The following is a 17470-nucleotide window of genomic DNA, read 5'->3' as shown; positions in this document are numbered from 1 at the left end:
AAAAAGCAGCGTAGATCCTGACGTAAACGTTTGCTTTCATGAGAAAAATGTATACTATGCGGCGGATTTTTTGGCCAAAATTCAAGGAGGCGTTGTGTCGCAAGATAACAATTATAGCCAGGGCCCCGTCCCTCTGGCGGCGCGGAAAGGCGTGGTTCCACTCACTTTTGTGATGTTAGGGTTAACCTTTTTTTCCGCCAGTATGTGGACCGGAGGTACGCTCGGTACCGGTCTTTCCTATAATGATTTCTTCCTCGCAGTTCTCTTCGGCAATCTCCTCCTCGGTATTTACACTGCTTTTCTTGGCTACATTGGCGCAAAAACCGGCCTCTCAACCCATCTTCTTGCGCGTTACTCGTTCGGTATAAAAGGTTCCTGGCTTCCCTCCATGCTTTTAGGCGGTACGCAGGTAGGATGGTTTGGCGTCGGCGTAGCGATGTTTGCCATCCCGGTGAGTAAAGCCACGGGCATCGACGTCAATATCCTGATCGCGGTATCCGGTCTGTTGATGACCATGACCATCTTCTTTGGTATCTCAGCGCTGACGATTCTGTCGATCATCGCCGTTCCCGCGATAGTTATCCTCGGCAGCTACTCCGTCTGGCTGGCGGTGGACGGCGTGGGCGGGCTGGATCATTTAAAAGCGATCGTGCCACAGACCCCGCTCAGTTTTTCAGGCGCGCTGGCGCTGGTCGTCGGCTCCTTCATCAGCGCCGGAACGCTGACCGCCGACTTCGTCCGCTTTGGGCGTAACGCGAAAGGCGCCGTGGTGGTGGCAATGGTGGCGTTTTTCCTTGGCAACTCGCTGATGTTTATCTTCGGTGCGGCAGGCGCCGCGGCAGTTGGACAGGCGGATATCTCGGACGTGATGATCGCTCAGGGGCTACTGCTGCCCGCCATTATCGTTCTCGGTCTGAACATCTGGACAACCAACGACAACGCGCTCTATGCGTCGGGTCTGGGCTTTGCCAACGTGACCGGCCTTTCCAGCCGCACGCTGTCGGTGGTTAACGGTATTATCGGCACGCTCTGCGCGCTGTGGCTGTACAATAACTTTGTCGGCTGGCTCACCTTTCTGTCGGCGGCGATCCCTCCCGTCGGTGGGGTGATTATCGCCGACTATCTGATCAACCGCCGCCGCTACGCCAGCTTCCATAGCGCTACCTTTGTGCCGGTCAACTGGGTAGCCATTCTTTCGGTCGCGCTCGGCGTGGCTGCCGGGAATATTATTCCCGGTATAGTGCCGGTGAATGCGGTCCTCGGCGGCGTATTCAGCTACCTTCTGTTAACCCCCTTAGTCAGACGTACCTTTGCTACCGCCCCGGAGGCTCCCCATGCAGAATAATACCCTCACCATTCGTCAGGCCCGTTTACAGGGGCAAGAGGGGTTATGGCAGATCGCAATTGAAAACGGGCGCTTTAGCCGTATTGAACCGCAGGACGCGGCATCGTCACCTGTGGGCCAGGTGCTTGATGCTGAAGGCGGGCTGATCATTCCCCCTTTCGTTGAGCCGCATATCCATCTGGATACCACTCAAACGGCTGGTGAACCGAGCTGGAACCAGTCTGGTACCTTATTCGAGGGGATTGAGCGCTGGGCTGAACGTAAGGCGCTGCTCACCCACGAAGATGTTAAGACCCGCGCAATGCAGACGCTGAAATGGCAGATGGCCAACGGCATTCAGCATGTGCGTACTCACGTTGACGTCTCCGATCCCACGCTGACGGCGCTGAAAGCGATGCTGGAAGTGAAGCAGGAGGTCGCCCCGTGGGTCGATCTGCAAATCGTGGCGTTCCCCCAGGAGGGCATTCTTTCTTATCCCAACGGTGAAGCGTTGCTGGAAGAGGCGGTGCGTATGGGGGCGGACGTCATTGGCGCAATTCCGCACTTTGAATTTACCCGCGAGTATGGTGTGGAGTCGTTGCACAAAACCTTCGCACTGGCGCAGAAGTACGACAGGCTGATCGACGTACACTGCGACGAAATCGATGATGAACAGTCGCGCTTCGTGGAAACCGTCGCCGCGCTGGCGCACCGTGATGGGATCGGCTCGCGCGTTACCGCCAGCCATACCACAGCGATGCACTCCTATAATGGCGCCTACGCGTCCCGCCTGTTTCGTTTGCTGAAAATGTCGGGCATCAACTTCGTCGCCAATCCGCTGGTGAACATCCACCTTCAGGGCCGTTTCGACACCTATCCTAAGCGCCGCGGCGTAACGCGCGTGAAAGAGATGCTGGAGGCGGGGATCAACGTCTGCTTTGGGCATGATGACGTTTTCGATCCGTGGTATCCCCTGGGCACCGCCAATATGTTGCAGGTGCTGCATATGGGTTTACACGTCTGCCAGCTGATGGGGTACGGGCAGATTAACGACGGGCTGAATCTGATCACCACCCACAGCGCGAAAACGCTCAACCTGCAGGACTACGGCGTGAAGGTGGGTAATTCTGCGAACCTGGTTGTTTTACCGGCCGAAAATGGCTTTGATGCGGTTCGTCGCCAGACGCCAGCGCGTTATTCGGTTCGTCACGGGCGGGTTATCGCCGAGACGGTACCCAGCCAGACAACGCTGCATCTGACGCAGCCGGAAGCGGTGACCTTTAAACGGTAATTATCGTTTCAGGAAATCTCATCCGGAGACGTATCAGCCTGTTTACGCTTTATCAGGTCTACAAACCGCAGCCTCTTTGCAGGCCTGGTAAGCGCGGCGCCAGCGGTGAACTGGCGTGTCTATTTTCGATATTCTTTTGCAGAAGAGAGATTATAAATAGACCAGCGTAATCACCGCCTCGCCGTCCAACTTGATCTCTTGCCCGCTGCCAAGCCCGTTGGCGACAGCGGCACTCACCTGTAGCGGAACAACCGCCGATGAGATTGGCTGCGGAATATCCGTGCCTTTTTGCACAAACGTATAGAAAAAGTCCTGCTGGGTCGGCAAGGGCAATAGCGTCGTGCGCGTCCATGGACCATTTTTGGTCGCGGCCCCGGCGATCTCCACCTGAACAGCGGCACTTTCGTCGGCTGCCGTCACGCCTGCCGCGTTATTTTGCACCCCATAACTGCCAATCGGCTTCTGCTCGCTGGTCAATCCTAAACCAAACAGGCGGGTCGTATCACGCACATAGGCACCGTTATTTATCTGGAATTTTACCCCTTCTTGCCCGGATTTATCTTTGCCAACGACCACGGAACTGGCGCGGGTATCACGCGCGGTAATCGCAACTCCCGTAGAAGATTCACACGTCACCGATAGTGTAAGATCGCGAGTACCAAGCTGTGTGAATGCGCTGGAGGAGAGCGACCCCGCATAGCGCGTGCCGAAATCTGCCACACCGCCATTGCTCAACGCCGGTGTACAGGCGGCAGCGTCAACGGTGACATCCACATCAATATTGACCGTATCAGTTGCCCATACCGCTGAAGCGGCAGACATTCCGCAGAGTAATAGCGCTATACGCTTTTTCATTGTACATCCATCCTTACGCGTAAATTTCCGCGCCACACTTCTCTGTCCGTAATATGGTTACTTTTGAAGCGCGGTTTGATGGTAAGCGTGACAGACGCCGTTTTTCCCCGCAGCTCCTGACCGTTGATAAACGCAATCCCTTCGTTAAGCGCTGGCGCGATCTCTCTCACGCCGCCATTGGTAACCCACGGGTCGCCGGCATGGATAGCCGCCAGATTGACTGTACGATCGTCCACCGTTGCCTGCGCGGCAGTAACGCGCATGACGCCGTTATCACCAAAACCAAATTCATGCCCTTTCGGTACGTTACTGCCCAGAAAGAGACGAATACGCGACGGTTCATCGCATATCACGTTCAGGACAATCTGTTTCTCCGGCATCTCAATCAACGTGTTCCCTTCCGCCTGGCGCTCTGCGGCACTCATACGGCCATAGCTGAGTTTTTGCTGGCTTGATACTAACTGGCAGTCAGCCATAGCATGCAGAGAAAACGCCATTGCGCACACGGCTAAAAAAAGCGCCTTCATTTACACACCTCATTGACAGTTTCATAGAATGTATCGGTATTTGCCTCTTTCGGAAGCTTCAGACCAAATGCACAGGTGCCGTTATCCAGTTTTGCCACCACCTGTTGAGCAGGTTCAACATCGTTAAAAAAGACCACGCCATCATCCACTGAGGTCGTAAGATAATTTCCGTGCGAATCCTCAAGGGCGATCCCTTTCGGCAGCTTTTTACCGTTTGCCAGGATAACGTTCACCAGTGCACGTCGCTGGGTTAACGCAGTAAAATCAAGATGCCCTACCGCTCCTTTGCCAAGCGTGACGACACGGGTTCCATTCCCGATATCCATATTTTTCGGCAATGTTTCCGTATCCACTTCTACCCGCGCTGGGCGCCAGGCTCCCACTGACGGTACCACTGCCTGACCACGGAAGTCGGTCCATACCGGCCCCTGGGGCGTGTCAATCCTCACACCGGAGACGGGTTTATCCAGAGCAGCGATCGCGAACGTGTCGCGGATCGCCCATGGAGAGAACGTAACGCCTTGTCCATGAACCGCGATGCCCCCCTGTAGCGATCCTGAATAGCTGCGGCTATTCTCGTTATCCGAACTGGCGCTCAGGCCAAGCTGCGTATAGTGAAGGTTGCTGCTTATCCCACCGTTTACATTATCGCGATTCGTGGCCTGATCGTGTTCAGCTCCCAGCGACCAGGATGTGGTATCACTTACAACGCCAAGCGCAGAGGCGCCATACCGCGTTTTATGGTCATCATGACGGCTGTACAGGCTAACGCTATTGCTGGCACCAAAAGGAATACTGAGGTTGACGTAGAACAGATCGCCATCATCCTCATTCTCCTCATCTGCACTCAACTGATGTTGCCAGTTCATGGAAATCGTGGCGTACTTGAATGACTTGTTCCAACCCGCAGAGATGAAGCGGGAATCATCTGACTTATCATAACCCTGCGTTTGGTAGTAGCTGGTGCTAAGCGTGCCTAAGTAGGGCACACTCCAGGTCAGCCCGGCGGAATACTCATTTTTATTACCGCTGTCGAAATCATCATCCAGTGCTTCAAAAAGTTCGCGATAGTCTTGCGATTTATGCGTAACAGAGGCGTTAGCCCCCATGCCAAATGCGGGGTCAGAACTCCATGTTGCCGATAGCGTGTACCTCTGCCCTTTCAGTGAATCTTTCGAATCGTTGGACTGGTTCGCCTGGAGTGAAACAAGCCAGGCTGGTAGCGGCACTGTATCAAGGCTGGTGGCGACAGCCTGGTAATCTTCGCCTACGATTGAGCCTGCGTTGACATTTACCCGTTCGCTTAGTTTCCAGCCTCCAGAAAGGCTGGCTACCCATGGCGTTTCACTATAGCTATCGCTCACTCGTCCCAGCGCGAAGTGATATCCTGAAGGCGCCCCTGCGCTCTGGTTATACAGCGCTGCGGGCACCACATAGCTGTGCTGGCTGCCATCGGTTTCCACTACCGTCACGTTCAGATCGCTAACGCCGTTACGTACCGGCACATCGGTGAGATTAAACGGCCCGACCGGCACCAGTGTGCTGTACACCAGAACATTTTGCTGACGCACTTCAATACGGGCCTGAGGCGTATTGGCGATACCGGACACGCTCACTCCGCTACCGCCCTGTTGTAAGGCGCTCTCCGGTGAAAGCTCGATACCATAGATTCCCGTTCCCTGAAGAAGGGAGTTATTGATATTGACCTCGCCCGCCCTCAGGGTACTTTTCAGGGGGACAAAAGTATGCTGCAAATAGGTCGACGAGTTATTACTCTCGAATTCTCCGTCGCTCCGGCTCAGCAGTTGCTGAGTACGTAAGATCCAGTCGTCGAAATTGACCCCACCGTCCAGCATGGCCTGTGAATAGTCAGAGTGCCCGTCACCAAACTCATTGCGCGAGGAGAGAAGAGAATAATTCAACAGCGCAGCAGTGCCACCGGAAGTATAAGCTCCGATATCCGATTCGCTGTTTGCTATCCGATCCGCCGGTACAACCAGACTTAGAGATTCTTGCGCAGGCGAAGCCTCCACAATAGCGCTCGGGATATGACCGGTATAATCGTAGCAGCCGGACTCATAGTCAGAGGGAACTTTTAATCCTGCCTGCTCCATAAAAGGTTTGTCGAAACAGAGATCGCCGTTGTTGTCGAAACGAGCAATAACGTTGCCTTTATTATCACCATTCACCTTCAGGGCGACGGAAACGCTACCCGGTAAATACTTCGTCTTGCGAGAGAAATAATTTGATACGTCCGGGTTTATCCCCAGTGAACGAAGCGTTTCCTGATCAAAATTAATGGCAGCAGTCTCCATCTGCTGAGCCATCGCCTGGCCAGAACAGACCAGGCCAATGAGACAGGCGAGTAACGTTTTTTGCTGCATATCCTTTGCTGTCCTTATAGAGGCTTACTTCAAATCTGTAGTAAAGCGATCCCCTTTATAGCCGTAACGACTCGCCGGATAGAATTCAACTTTATTATCAGAGAAATTTGGTAATGTTGTTTTTATCGAGGTGTGAGGAAGGATGTAGGTCTTATCCAGCACACCCGCTTTTCCTGAGGGTAATGTTTTAAAGGATGCCGTTATACGAACAACGTAATCGCTGGGATTGTTGATAACCAGGCCATCACCCTTTTTGTTCCATGTCAAAAATTTCCATGGCTGCGTCTCCTCAGGTAGACCCGCAGGATGAATTACAACAGGAAGATCCTGGCGGATAGTCAACGCAACTTTATCTTCTCCTTTCTCCTTTGGAGGAATGCCTTCGAACGTGACGCGTTTAAGTTCTTCATACTTCATGGGTTTGCTGGTTTGCAGCAGAAAACGCATTCGCTGTGTTTCCCCGGCGTCGACACGGACTACAGGTTGAGAAACGATTAAACGAATAGATTTATCGCTATCAGGTAAATCTACAATGTTTGTATAAAGCAATGCAGGCTGCGAATCCGTATTTTTAACATTCATACTGGCTTCGCCTTTTTGTGCATCGACTAATAAAACCGATGTTTCTGGAACCATACCGGTGGCACAACACTTTGTCGCTACAGCCAACAACGCAAGATATAGAATTTTCTTCATGACTTTCCACTCACATAAATAAATAAAAATCATACCGGCATTATTTTTATTATTCTTGCGGCAGAGAGAGCTATTTTAATGCAAAAAAAGCGTGACAATGGCTTTTAAATACTCTAACCATTGCCACGTTAATTAAGCGTTAAATTATTAGAGATATACCAGACTAATGGTTGCGTTACCGTCCAGCGTAATTACGTCAGTCGTACCTAATACCGAGTTATCCTGCACTGCAGAGGTAACCAGCAACGGCACGCTAAGCTGTTTGAAGGCTTTTGGCTGCGTGGTACCGGCTGTTGCTACGGTATTCGCTTTTTGGTAGCCCGTGCAGCCATTAAGCGAGCAGAGGTAACCCAGGCCTGGCGCAACTTTCTCCCAGGAACGCTGGCCTTCAGTGATGCTCCCTGTTACCAGGGTGTCAACATTCGCGCCATCCGCTGTGACCGCTTCAGTATTGATGGCAACGGTGTAAGCACCAATGCTCACGCCAGCGGTGGTTTTACCCAGACCAAAGGCACCAGCGGTGTTGCTGAAGTCTGATTTATCCGTACCGCTACCTGCGATAAACGCGGTTGAAGACAGGTTAACGCGACTGTCCAGGCGGTTATCGGTGGAGGTAAAAGCAACGCTCATGTTGCTTTCGCAACTGATATTTAGCGTGATGCTTTTCTGCCCCAATTGTACCAGCTTGTTTGTCGCACCGGTCGGTGCAATATTTTGGTTCAGTACCGTTCCATAATCTACAACGCCGCCATCAGGCAGGGTCGGCGTACATGCAGCCGGGTTAATCGTACCGACAACTTTCAGCGTAACATCGTTAGCGGCCTGAGCAGCAAAAGCGGATAAACCGAAGGCTACGGCGACGGTTGCTGCCGAGAGTACTTTTTTAAATTCCATTATTTTCATTTCCCGATTTATTTTCTACAGCATTTAGCAATAACGAATATCAAAGATAAACAAGGCTCAGCGTGGCATTACCGTCAAGCGTGATAGTATCGCCTGTACCCAATACAGTGTTGTCCTGAAGCGCAGTCGTAATGCGTAACGGCATATTCATAACTTTAAAAGCTTTTGGTGTGGTGGTTCCCGATGCAGCAGCCGTAAAGACACGTGTCTGGCCTGTGCCACTGTTAACTGGTGCAAAAGCACCCGTACTGGATTTTACCCAGGTATAATTTGATGTATCGGTACCTGTGGCTGCAATGAGATCAGCGACAACACCATCTGTTGTTGTATTAACGGGATCTGCTGCAATGACATAGGAGCCAATATTCACACCCGCACTCGTTTTACCCAAGCCATAGGCGTTTCCTGAAGCGTTAGCATTTACATTATCGAAAAAACCATTTTCAATATAAGCGGCGCTCCCCAGGCCCACACGAGTATCATGGCGGTTATCCGTAGAAGTCACCCCAACGCTGGTATCGCTGTCACAGGTAATAGTGAGAGTAATACTTTTAGCCCCCAACTGAACCAGTGTATTCGCCGTGCCAGTTGGATTGATGGTAGAAGCTGGCATTGTGCCATAATCTACCACTCCACCGTTTGGCAGTGAGGGTACGCAGGAACCAGGAACGATATTACCAATAACTTTCAACGTCACATCATTAGCAGCGTGTGCATTTGACATGGCGAGGGCTGCACAAATAGCAGCAGATGAAAATAATTTTTTAAAAGTGATATTCATAATTTGTCCTTAAAAGAAAATCCGTTTTTGTTAACGCACATATATATTTTCACAGGGTGATATCGGATACAATCAAATTAAAATAAAACATTATTGAAGATAAATTTAACTGTCCTACAGAAAATAACCCAACAAGATTAATCCCATGCCAATTAATAGACCGATATCTTTTGCAAAGACACAAGTTTTTTAGAGAGTAATTTTATGCAGAAAATAAAAAAACCTGCACAGCTGTGCAGGTTCGGAAAAAATATTGTGCTTTATGAAGTTTATTTGACGACACGGAGTGCCGGACGACCACCGCGCGGAGGCGGATCGTCATCAGGGTCATTGTCGTCGTGATGATCGGGTTTATCGCCATCAATCACAGACATTACCGTGTCGCTTTCACGTTCATCGGATGTCCCATCATCGTTCAGGCTGGCGACCTCTTCATCATAAGCCGCTTCCGGTTCGAACATGGTACCTGCACCGTTTTCACGGGCGTAGATAGCCAGAACCGCAGCCAGCGGAACGGAAACCTGACGCGGCACGCCGCCGAAACGCGCATTAAAGCGCACTTCGTCGTTCGCCAGTTCCAGGTTACCCACTGCACGTGGCGCAATATTCAGTACAATCTGTCCGTCGCGTGCGTATTCCATTGGAACCTGCACGCCCGGCAACGTCACATCCACAACCAGGTGCGGCGTGAGCTGGTTATCCAGCAGCCATTCATAGAAGGCGCGCAGCAGATACGGACGGCGTGGTGAAAGTTGTGACATTTCCACAGTCATTAGCCTCGGCCGAGACGCATTTCGCGCTCCGGTTCAGTTAAGGATGCCAGGAAAGAGTCGCGTTCGAATACGCGAGTCATGTAGCCTTTCAGCTCTTTCGCGCCAGGACCGCTGAATTCTACGCCCAGGGTTGGCAGGCGCCACAGCAGCGGTGCCAGGTAGCAATCTACCAGGCTGAACTCATCGCTCAGGAAGAAAGGTTTTTGACCAAATACCGGCGCAATCGCCAGCAGCTCTTCACGCAGCTGTTTACGCGCAGCATCCGCTTCTGAAGAGGAACCGTTAACGATAACGTTCATCAGCGAGTACCAGTCTTTCTCGATACGCTGCATGTACAGGCGGCTTTCACCACGCGCAACAGGGTAAACAGGCATCAGCGGCGGATGCGGGAAACGCTCATCCAGGTATTCCATAATGATACGGGATTCCCACAGGGTCAGCTCACGATCCACCAGCGTCGGTACGCTTTGGCTCGGGTTGAGATCGATCAGATCCTGAGGCGGGTTATCCTTTTCCACATGCTCGATCTCAAAACTGACACCCTTCTCGGCCAGCACGATACGAACCTGATGGCTATAAATGTCAGTAGGACCAGAAAACAGCGTCATTACCGAACGTTTGTTGGCAGCGACAGCCATGAAAACCTCCAGGTATATTCAGAATTTTTACTGCTACCAGCCCAACGGGGCCAGCCAGATGATGTATCGCCCATCCCAGAGAAAACACATTGTTCAAGAATCGAACAAAAATCGAGTATTCACCGATATTTGGGCATAAAATTGGATGATAGTTTACCAGATTTTGATGGCTTTGTGGTGAGGGGATGCCGGAAATGTGGAAAAAGAGAAGATATATGAAATGTTACTGTGGATAACCTGCGCATTATCCATAAAAAAACCCGCCGAAGCGGGTTTTTCGCCAATCGTTCTGCGTAAGCAGAATAGATTAACGTTTGGAGAACTGTGGACGACGACGTGCTTTACGCAGACCCACTTTCTTACGTTCAACCTGACGAGCGTCACGAGTAACGAAGCCAGCTTTACGCAGTTCAGAACGCAGGGATTCGTCGTACTCCATCAGCGCGCGGGTGATACCGTGACGGATCGCACCTGCCTGACCGGAGATACCACCACCTTTAACGGTGATGTACAGATCCAGTTTTTCTACCATATCAACCAGTTCCAGCGGCTGGCGAACTACCATGCGGGCAGTTTCGCGACCGAAGTATTGTTCCAGAGAACGCTGGTTAATTACGATTTTACCACTGCCCGGTTTAATGAAAACGCGAGCTGCGGAACTTTTGCGGCGACCAGTGCCGTAGTATTGATTTTCAGCCATTGCCTATAATCCCGATTAGATGTCAAGAACTTGCGGTTGCTGTGCCGCGTGGTTGTGCTCGTTGCCTGCGTAAACTTTCAGTTTACGGAACATAGCACGACCCAGCGGGCCTTTTGGCAGCATGCCTTTAACCGCGATTTCAATCACACGCTCAGGACGGCGGGCAATCATCTCTTCAAAGGTCGCTTCTTTGATACCACCGATGTGGCCGGTGTGGTGGTAGTACATTTTGTCAGTACGCTTGTTGCCGGTAACAGCAACTTTGTCAGCGTTCAGAACGATGATGTAATCACCGGTATCAACGTGCGGAGTATATTCCGCTTTATGCTTACCGCGCAGGCGACGAGCCAGTTCAGTAGCCAGACGGCCCAGAGTTTTACCGGTCGCGTCAACAACATACCAGTCGCGCTGTACGGTTTCTGGTTTAGCTGTAAAAGTTTTCATTAAAAGCTTACCCAAATAATAAGTTACACGTTGGTGAACACCCAAACGTTTAGTCAGTTGAGGTTCACACGACAAAGTCCGGCAAACCTACCCCTTCGAATAGCACATGCCGACACATAGAAAGTTTCGGGAAAAAAACCTTCTCGTAACGTGGGGTCGCAAGATTATAGAGAAGTTGAGGTCAAAGATCGACCCTTAAATGTGATTTGGGATGGGTTTTTCGGGGCTACGTACTGTGCGGTCTGGTGCCCTCACCCCCAGCCCCTCTCCCACAGGGAGAGGGTAGCGTTTGTTAAGGTCTGGTGCCCTCACCCCCAGCCCCTCTCCCACAGGGAGAGGGTAGCGTTTGTTAAGGCTTGGTGCCCTCACCCACAGCCCCTCTCCCACGGGGAGAGGGTAGCATTTATGGCATATGCTCACGCTTGAGGTACTCTTCGCTCTGCATCTCTTGCAGGCGCGACAGGCAGCGCTGGAACTCAAACTTCAGGCGCTCGCCCTGATAGATCTCATATAAAGGCACCTCGGCACTGACTACCAGCTTGACGTGGCGCTCATAAAACTCGTCCACCAGCGCGATGAAGCGGCGCGCTTCGCTCTCCATGAGAGGGGTCATGACGGGCACATCCCATAACATAACGGTATGGAACAGTCGCGAAAGCGCAATGTAGTCATGCTGGCTGCGGGCGTCCACGCAGAGCGTTGCAAACGAGACGGCCAGCGTCTGGTTCTCTACGCCAAGCGTCGGCAACGGACGATGATTAATCTCTAGCGCTGGTGCGTTATCCCGCGGCGACCCTGCCAGCGCCAGCCAGAGTTTATCCATCTCGCTGGCTGTGTCGGCGTTCAGCGGTGAAAGCCACAGGTGCGCCTGCGTCAGCGTGCGCAAACGATAGTCGACGCCAGCGTCGACATTCATGATGTCGCAGTGCTGCTTAATGGCATCTATGGCTGGCAGGAAACGCGCCCGCTGGAGACCGTTGCGATAAAGCTCATCCGGCGGGATATTTGAGGTCGCCACCAGGGTGATCCCACGCGCAAACAGCGCTTTCATCAGCCCCCCCAGCAGCATCGCGTCCGTAATATCGGAAACAAAGAATTCGTCGAAGCAGAGAACGTCCGTTTCCGCCTTGAAGCGGTCCGCCACGATTTCCAGCGGGTCGGTTTCGCCCTGGAGCGCCGTCAGCTCTTCATGGACCCGGAGCATAAAACGGTGAAAGTGCAGACGCTGCTTACGCGTGCCGGGCAGGCTCTGGTAGAACATGTCCATCAGCCAGGTCTTACCCCGCCCAACGCCGCCCCACATATATAAGCCACGAACCGGTGCGTTTACCGTGGGCTCTTTTTTGCCCAGTAAACGGCCGAATGCCGCCTTCAGCCCACTGCTCTGCACCGCATCGGCGGGTTTCGCCAGAAGCTCCTGGTAAATCGTGTCCAGGCGGTTTACCGCTTCACGCTGGACATCATCCGGCTGGTGTGTGCCCTCACTCAGGGCGAGTTGGTAACGCGATGATGGGGACAGGTTTTGCATGATGTTATTGTTATTCCTTTAGTTAAACCTCATCAGCGGTCGTGGCTGATGAAAAAAAGGCCGTTCTACACTACGCGATGATACGTCAGGATTCCACTTCTGCGGAAATAGCGGTTATAGTGGCATAATCAGGCACAGGCAGGAGCCGAGCCAACACCCTACGGAACAACAAGACAACGGGAGAAGTTCATGACCTGGGAATATGCGCTAATCGGTTTAGTCGTCGGCATCATCATTGGTGCTGTGGCCATGCGTTTCGGTAACCGCAAATTGCGTCAGCAGCAGTCACTGCAATACGAACTGGAAAAGAACAAAGCCGAACTGGAAGAATACCGCGAAGAGCTGGTCAGCCACTTTGCCCGTAGCGCTGAGCTGCTGGACAACATGGCGACAGATTATCGCCAGCTCTACCAGCACATGGCGAAAAGCTCCAGCAGCCTGCTGCCGGAAATGACCGCGGAGAGCAACCCCTTCCGCAATCGTCTGGCGGACTCTGAGGCCGGTAACGATCAGGCACCGGTTCAGATGCCACGCGACTATTCAGACGGCGCGTCCGGCCTGCTGCGCGGTGGCGTAAAACGCGATTAATCGCACAACCTGAATAAATTTTACGGGCGCACCTTATGCGCCCGTCCTTTCTTCCCGTCCCCAGCTATTATTTAGTCAAACACCTCATTGTTCAGCGGTTGAAAATTCAATAACATCAAGATGTTTTTGGGGCCGTTCTTTTTCATTCCAGGATACGAGAGTCAGCATCGATGAAGAAAAAAAACCAGCTGTTGAGCGCCTTAGCGTTAAGTGTCGGGTTATCTCTCTCGGCGTCCTTCCCCGCCAGTGCGGCACTACCTTCGCAGGTGCCAGGACAAGAAGCCATTCCCAGCCTTGCGCCGATGCTTGAAAAAGTCCTGCCTGCGGTAGTCAGCGTTCAGGTGGAAGGGACGGCACGCCAAAGCCAGCGTATTCCCGAAGAGCTGAAGAAATATTTTGGCGAAGAGGCGCCGGATCAGCAGGCTCAGCCGTTTGAAGGCCTTGGTTCGGGCGTGATTATCGACGCGGCCAAAGGCTATATCCTGACCAATAACCACGTGATCAGCCAGGCTGATAAAATCAGCGTTCAGCTGAACGATGGCCGGGAGTTTGACGCCAAACTGATCGGCGGTGACGATCAGAGTGATATCGCCCTGCTACAGGTGCAAAACCCCAGCAACCTGACCCAGATCGCCATCGCCGATTCCGATAAGCTGCGCGTGGGTGATTTTGCCGTCGCGGTCGGTAATCCGTTCGGTTTAGGGCAGACCGCCACCTCCGGGATTGTCTCTGCCCTGGGGCGCAGCGGCCTGAATCTCGAAGGGCTGGAAAATTTCATCCAGACCGATGCCTCCATCAACCGGGGCAACTCCGGCGGTGCGCTGCTTAACCTGAACGGCGAACTGATCGGCATTAATACCGCTATCCTCGCACCAGGCGGCGGTAGCATCGGGATTGGTTTTGCCATTCCGAGTAACATGGCTAAAACCCTGTCTCAACAGCTGATACAGTTTGGCGAGGTTAAGCGCGGGCTGCTGGGCATTAAAGGCATGGAGATGAGCGCCGATATCGCCAAAGCCTTTAAGCTCAACGTCCAGCGCGGGGCGTTTGTCAGCGAAGTGCTGCCCAACTCAGGCTCTGCGAAAGCGGGCGTGAAATCCGGTGACGTTATTGTCAGCCTGAACGATAAACCGCTGAGCAGCTTCGCTGAATTACGTTCGCGTATTGCCACCACTGAGCCTGGCGCTAAAGTGAAGCTGGGCCTGATCCGCGAGGGCAAACCGCTGACCGTGGAAGTGACACTGGACAAGAGCACCTCCTCTTCCGCCAGTGCAGAACAGATCTCCCCGGCGCTACAGGGCGCAACGCTGAGCGACGGTCAGCTTAAAGACGGCACGAAAGGCATTTCTGTCACTGCCGTTGAGAAAAGCAGTCCAGCCGCGCAGGCAGGTTTACATCAGGACGACGTGATCGTGGGCGTGAACCGCACTCGCGTGCAGTCTATTGCCGAAATGCGTAAGGTGCTGGAGAGTAAACCGGCGGTCATTGCCCTGCAAATTATCCGTGGCAACGACACCCTCTACATTTTACTGCGTTAACCATTTGCGACTCCGGGCATCGCCGCTGCGTGTGATGTCCGGATAACTCATGTTATGCTGCAAACCGTTCCTTTTTTAACGACACACGCATCATGCTTTTAAAGCTCTTTCGTTCAATTGTCATTGGTTTGATCGTTGCCGGTCTGCTGCTGGTGGCTATGCCATCTTTACGCCAGTTCAACAAACTGTCGGCTCCTCAGTTCGACAGCACGGATGAAACGCCTGCAACGTACAATCAGGCGGTACGCCGTGCCGCCCCCGCCGTGGTTAACGTCTATAACCGCGGGCTTAACAGTTCCGCTCATAACCAGCTGGAGATCCGCACGCTCGGTTCCGGTGTGATCATGGATGACCGGGGTTACATCATCACCAATAAACACGTGATCAACGATGCCGACCAGATTATCGTCGCCTTGCAGGATGGCCGCGTGTTTGAAGCCCTGCTGGTGGGGTCGGACAGCCTGACCGATCTGGCGGTGCTGAAGATCAACGCCACGGGCGGTCTGCCGACTATCCCGATTAATCGCAAACGAACGCCGCACATCGGCGATGTGGTGCTGGCGATCGGTAACCCGTACAACCTGGGCCAGACCATCACTCAGGGGATCATCAGCGCGACAGGTCGAATTGGACTGAACCCGTCAGGGCGGCAGAACTTCCTGCAAACCGATGCCTCGATCAACCACGGTAACTCCGGCGGTGCGCTGGTGAACTCTCTGGGCGAACTGATGGGCATTAATACCCTCTCCTTCGACAAGAGCAACGATGGCGAAACACCGGAAGGGATTGGCTTTGCCATTCCGTTCCAGCTGGCGACCAAGATCATGGACAAGCTGATCCGCGATGGCCGCGTGATCCGTGGCTACATCGGTATTGGCGGGCGTGAAATCGCGCCGATGCATACGCAGGGCGGTGGTATCGATCAGATCCAGGGGATTGTGGTCAACGAAGTGGCACCTGGCGGCCCGGCGGCCAATGCAGGTATCCAGGTGAACGACGTTATTCTTTCCGTCAACGGCACGCCGGCGGTCTCTGCGCTTGAAACGATGGACCAGGTGGCGGAAATTCGACCGGGCTCTATCATCCCCGTAGAAGTCATGCGTAATGACAAGAAGCTCACGATTCAGGTCACCATCCAGGAATACCCGGCCACTAACTGACGGGCATAAAAAAACGGAGCTTAGCGCTCCGTTTATTTTACCGGGACAAGATCACTTGTTAACGAACTCTTCGCCCAGCGTGATGTCTTTCTTCAGCGTATCCAGCATGCCTTCCATCGCGTTTTGCTCAAACGCGCTTAGCGTGCCGATAGACTTACGCTCTTCAACGCCGTTTTTACCCAGCAGCAGCGGCTGAGAGAAGAAGCGCGCGTGTTCACCGTCGCCTTCTACGTAAGCGCATTCAACCACGTTTTTCTCGCCCTGCAGCGCGCGAACCAGAGACAGGCCGAAACGCGCCGCCGCCTGGCCCATAGACAGGGTTGCAGAACCGCCACCCGCCTTCGCTTCCACCACTTCGGTGCCTGCATTCTGAATACGTTTGGTCAGGTCAGCCACTTCCTGCTCGGTGAAGCTCACGCCCGGGATCTGCGACAGCAGAGGCAGGATGGTCACGCCAGAGTGTCCGCCGATAACCGGCACTTCCACTTCCGTTGGCTGCTTGCCTTTCAGCTCAGCCACGAAGGTATTGGAACGGATGATATCCAGCGTAGTTACGCCGAACAGTTTGTTCTTGTCGTAAACGCCCGCTTTCTTCAGCACTTCTGCTGCGATGGCAACGGTGGTGTTCACCGGGTTGGTGATGATACCGATGCACGCTTTCGGGCAGGTTTCAGCGATCTGCTGAACCAGGTTTTTCACGATGCCCGCGTTGACGTTGAACAGGTCTGAACGATCCATACCCGGTTTACGCGCAACACCCGCGGAGATCAGCACCACATCGGCATTCTGCAACGCAGGACGCGCATCTTCACCGGAGAAGCCTTTGATTTTCACAGCTGTCGGGATGTGGCTCAGGTCAACCGCCACACCTGGGGTTACCGGAGCAATATCGTACAGGGAGAGTTCTGAGCCTGAAGGCAGTTGGGTTTTCAGTAGTAGGGCAAGCGCCTGGCCGATACCACCAGCAGCGCCGAGGACTGCGACTTTCATCCTAAACTCCTTATTATGGTTAACTTAAGTATCTGTAACTCCGTTGCGGCGACCATAATTCAGCACGTCATTAATTACAATTTTCATCGCTAAAGAATTTGAGGTCGCACGTCTTTGACCTTCACCCGAATGCTATCAGGCTGTGGGCAACAACGAATTAAGAGGGGGTTACAATACACCCTGCCACGCCACCAAAACAACATCATTTTGATAACATTTAATTTACTTTTAAGCTTATTTGCGCGGCGTGACCCAGGCATGTTTTCTGATAACGAAATCTGATAAAATCTCTCCCTTTCATAACATTATTTCAGCCTGGTGCCAGGTAGATAATTTGCATAAAAATTCAT

The 17470-nt window shown here is 52.8% G+C and carries 17 protein-coding genes; 5 read left to right on the top strand and 12 right to left on the bottom strand.

What is annotated here, in order from left to right:
- Positions 1-94 precede the first annotated feature (94 nt).
- A complete protein-coding gene (gene codB, locus SK51_RS06685) occupies positions 95-1345 on the top strand; it encodes a cytosine permease (protein ID WP_023307073.1) in 1251 nt (416 codons plus the stop codon).
- Positions 1335-2615, top strand: a complete 1281-nt coding sequence (locus SK51_RS06680) for a cytosine deaminase (protein WP_023307074.1) — start codon at positions 1335-1337, stop codon at positions 2613-2615. Before codB ends, SK51_RS06680 begins: the two co-directional genes overlap by 11 nt.
- A gap of 150 nt (positions 2616-2765) precedes the next feature.
- On the opposite strand, the gene SK51_RS06675 is transcribed toward SK51_RS06680, so the two are convergent.
- The 11 genes from SK51_RS06675 to zapE form a co-directional block, all read right to left on the bottom strand.
- Positions 2766-3470, bottom strand: a complete 705-nt coding sequence (locus SK51_RS06675) for a DUF1120 domain-containing protein (protein ID WP_048206624.1) — start codon at positions 3468-3470, stop codon at positions 2766-2768.
- On the bottom strand, positions 3467-3997 hold the full coding sequence (locus SK51_RS06670) for a DUF1120 domain-containing protein (protein WP_023307075.1): 531 nt from the start codon (positions 3995-3997) through the stop codon (positions 3467-3469). Before SK51_RS06670 ends, SK51_RS06675 begins: the two co-directional genes overlap by 4 nt.
- Positions 3994-6381 carry a fimbrial biogenesis usher protein gene (locus SK51_RS06665; RefSeq protein ID WP_023307076.1) on the bottom strand — a complete coding sequence of 796 codons (2388 nt, stop codon included), beginning with the start codon at positions 6379-6381 and terminating at the stop codon, positions 3994-3996. Before SK51_RS06665 ends, SK51_RS06670 begins: the two co-directional genes overlap by 4 nt.
- Before the next feature lie 24 nt (positions 6382-6405).
- Positions 6406-7077 (bottom strand): fimbria/pilus chaperone family protein, encoded by a 672-nt coding sequence (locus SK51_RS06660; RefSeq protein ID WP_022649549.1) that lies wholly within the window; start codon positions 7075-7077, stop codon positions 6406-6408.
- Positions 7078-7224: 147 nt separating this feature from the next.
- Complete coding sequence (locus tag SK51_RS06655) at positions 7225-7971, bottom strand: DUF1120 domain-containing protein (RefSeq protein ID WP_022649550.1); 747 nt, start codon at positions 7969-7971, stop codon at positions 7225-7227.
- Between the two features lie 49 nt (positions 7972-8020).
- Positions 8021-8761, bottom strand: coding sequence for a DUF1120 domain-containing protein (locus SK51_RS06650; protein WP_022649551.1), 741 nt, complete (start codon positions 8759-8761; stop codon positions 8021-8023).
- Between the two features lie 269 nt (positions 8762-9030).
- Positions 9031-9528: a ClpXP protease specificity-enhancing factor gene (gene sspB / locus SK51_RS06645; protein ID WP_032622090.1), complete on the bottom strand. Its 498-nt coding sequence runs from the start codon at positions 9526-9528 to the stop codon at positions 9031-9033.
- A gap of 5 nt (positions 9529-9533) precedes the next feature.
- Entirely contained in the window at positions 9534-10172 is a 639-nt protein-coding gene (gene sspA, locus SK51_RS06640) for a stringent starvation protein SspA (protein WP_003860438.1), read from the bottom strand.
- A gap of 307 nt (positions 10173-10479) precedes the next feature.
- Positions 10480-10872, bottom strand: a complete 393-nt coding sequence (gene rpsI, locus SK51_RS06635) for a 30S ribosomal protein S9 (RefSeq protein ID WP_003860436.1) — start codon at positions 10870-10872, stop codon at positions 10480-10482.
- Positions 10873-10887: 15 nt separating this feature from the next.
- Complete coding sequence (gene rplM, locus SK51_RS06630) at positions 10888-11316, bottom strand: 50S ribosomal protein L13 (RefSeq protein WP_003860434.1); 429 nt, start codon at positions 11314-11316, stop codon at positions 10888-10890.
- Positions 11317-11719: 403 nt separating this feature from the next.
- The gene (zapE, locus tag SK51_RS06625) at positions 11720-12844 is read right to left on the bottom strand and encodes a cell division protein ZapE (protein ID WP_023307077.1); all 1125 of its coding nucleotides are present in this window, start codon (positions 12842-12844) and stop codon (positions 11720-11722) included.
- A 189-nt stretch (positions 12845-13033) separates the two neighbouring features.
- Between zapE and zapG the strand changes: the two genes are divergently transcribed.
- From zapG to degS, 3 genes are all read left to right on the top strand, one after another.
- Positions 13034-13432, top strand: a complete 399-nt coding sequence (gene zapG / locus SK51_RS06620) for a Z-ring associated protein ZapG (RefSeq protein ID WP_022649554.1) — start codon at positions 13034-13036, stop codon at positions 13430-13432.
- A gap of 170 nt (positions 13433-13602) precedes the next feature.
- Positions 13603-14970 carry a serine endoprotease DegQ gene (gene degQ, locus SK51_RS06615; RefSeq protein ID WP_022649555.1) on the top strand — a complete coding sequence of 456 codons (1368 nt, stop codon included), beginning with the start codon at positions 13603-13605 and terminating at the stop codon, positions 14968-14970.
- A gap of 92 nt (positions 14971-15062) precedes the next feature.
- Positions 15063-16130, top strand: a complete 1068-nt coding sequence (gene degS / locus SK51_RS06610) for an outer membrane-stress sensor serine endopeptidase DegS (protein WP_003860430.1) — start codon at positions 15063-15065, stop codon at positions 16128-16130.
- Positions 16131-16181: 51 nt separating this feature from the next.
- Here degS and mdh read toward each other — a convergent pair whose 3' ends face one another.
- Entirely contained in the window at positions 16182-17120 is a 939-nt protein-coding gene (gene mdh / locus SK51_RS06605) for a malate dehydrogenase (protein ID WP_022649556.1), read from the bottom strand.
- Positions 17121-17470 lie beyond the last annotated feature (350 nt).

The organism is Enterobacter sp. MGH85 (assembly GCF_001037655.1).
Lineage (GTDB): Bacteria > Pseudomonadota > Gammaproteobacteria > Enterobacterales > Enterobacteriaceae > Enterobacter > Enterobacter intestinihominis.
Note: the sequence above shows the minus strand (reverse complement) of the source record. Positions and strands in the feature narration are given on the sequence as shown.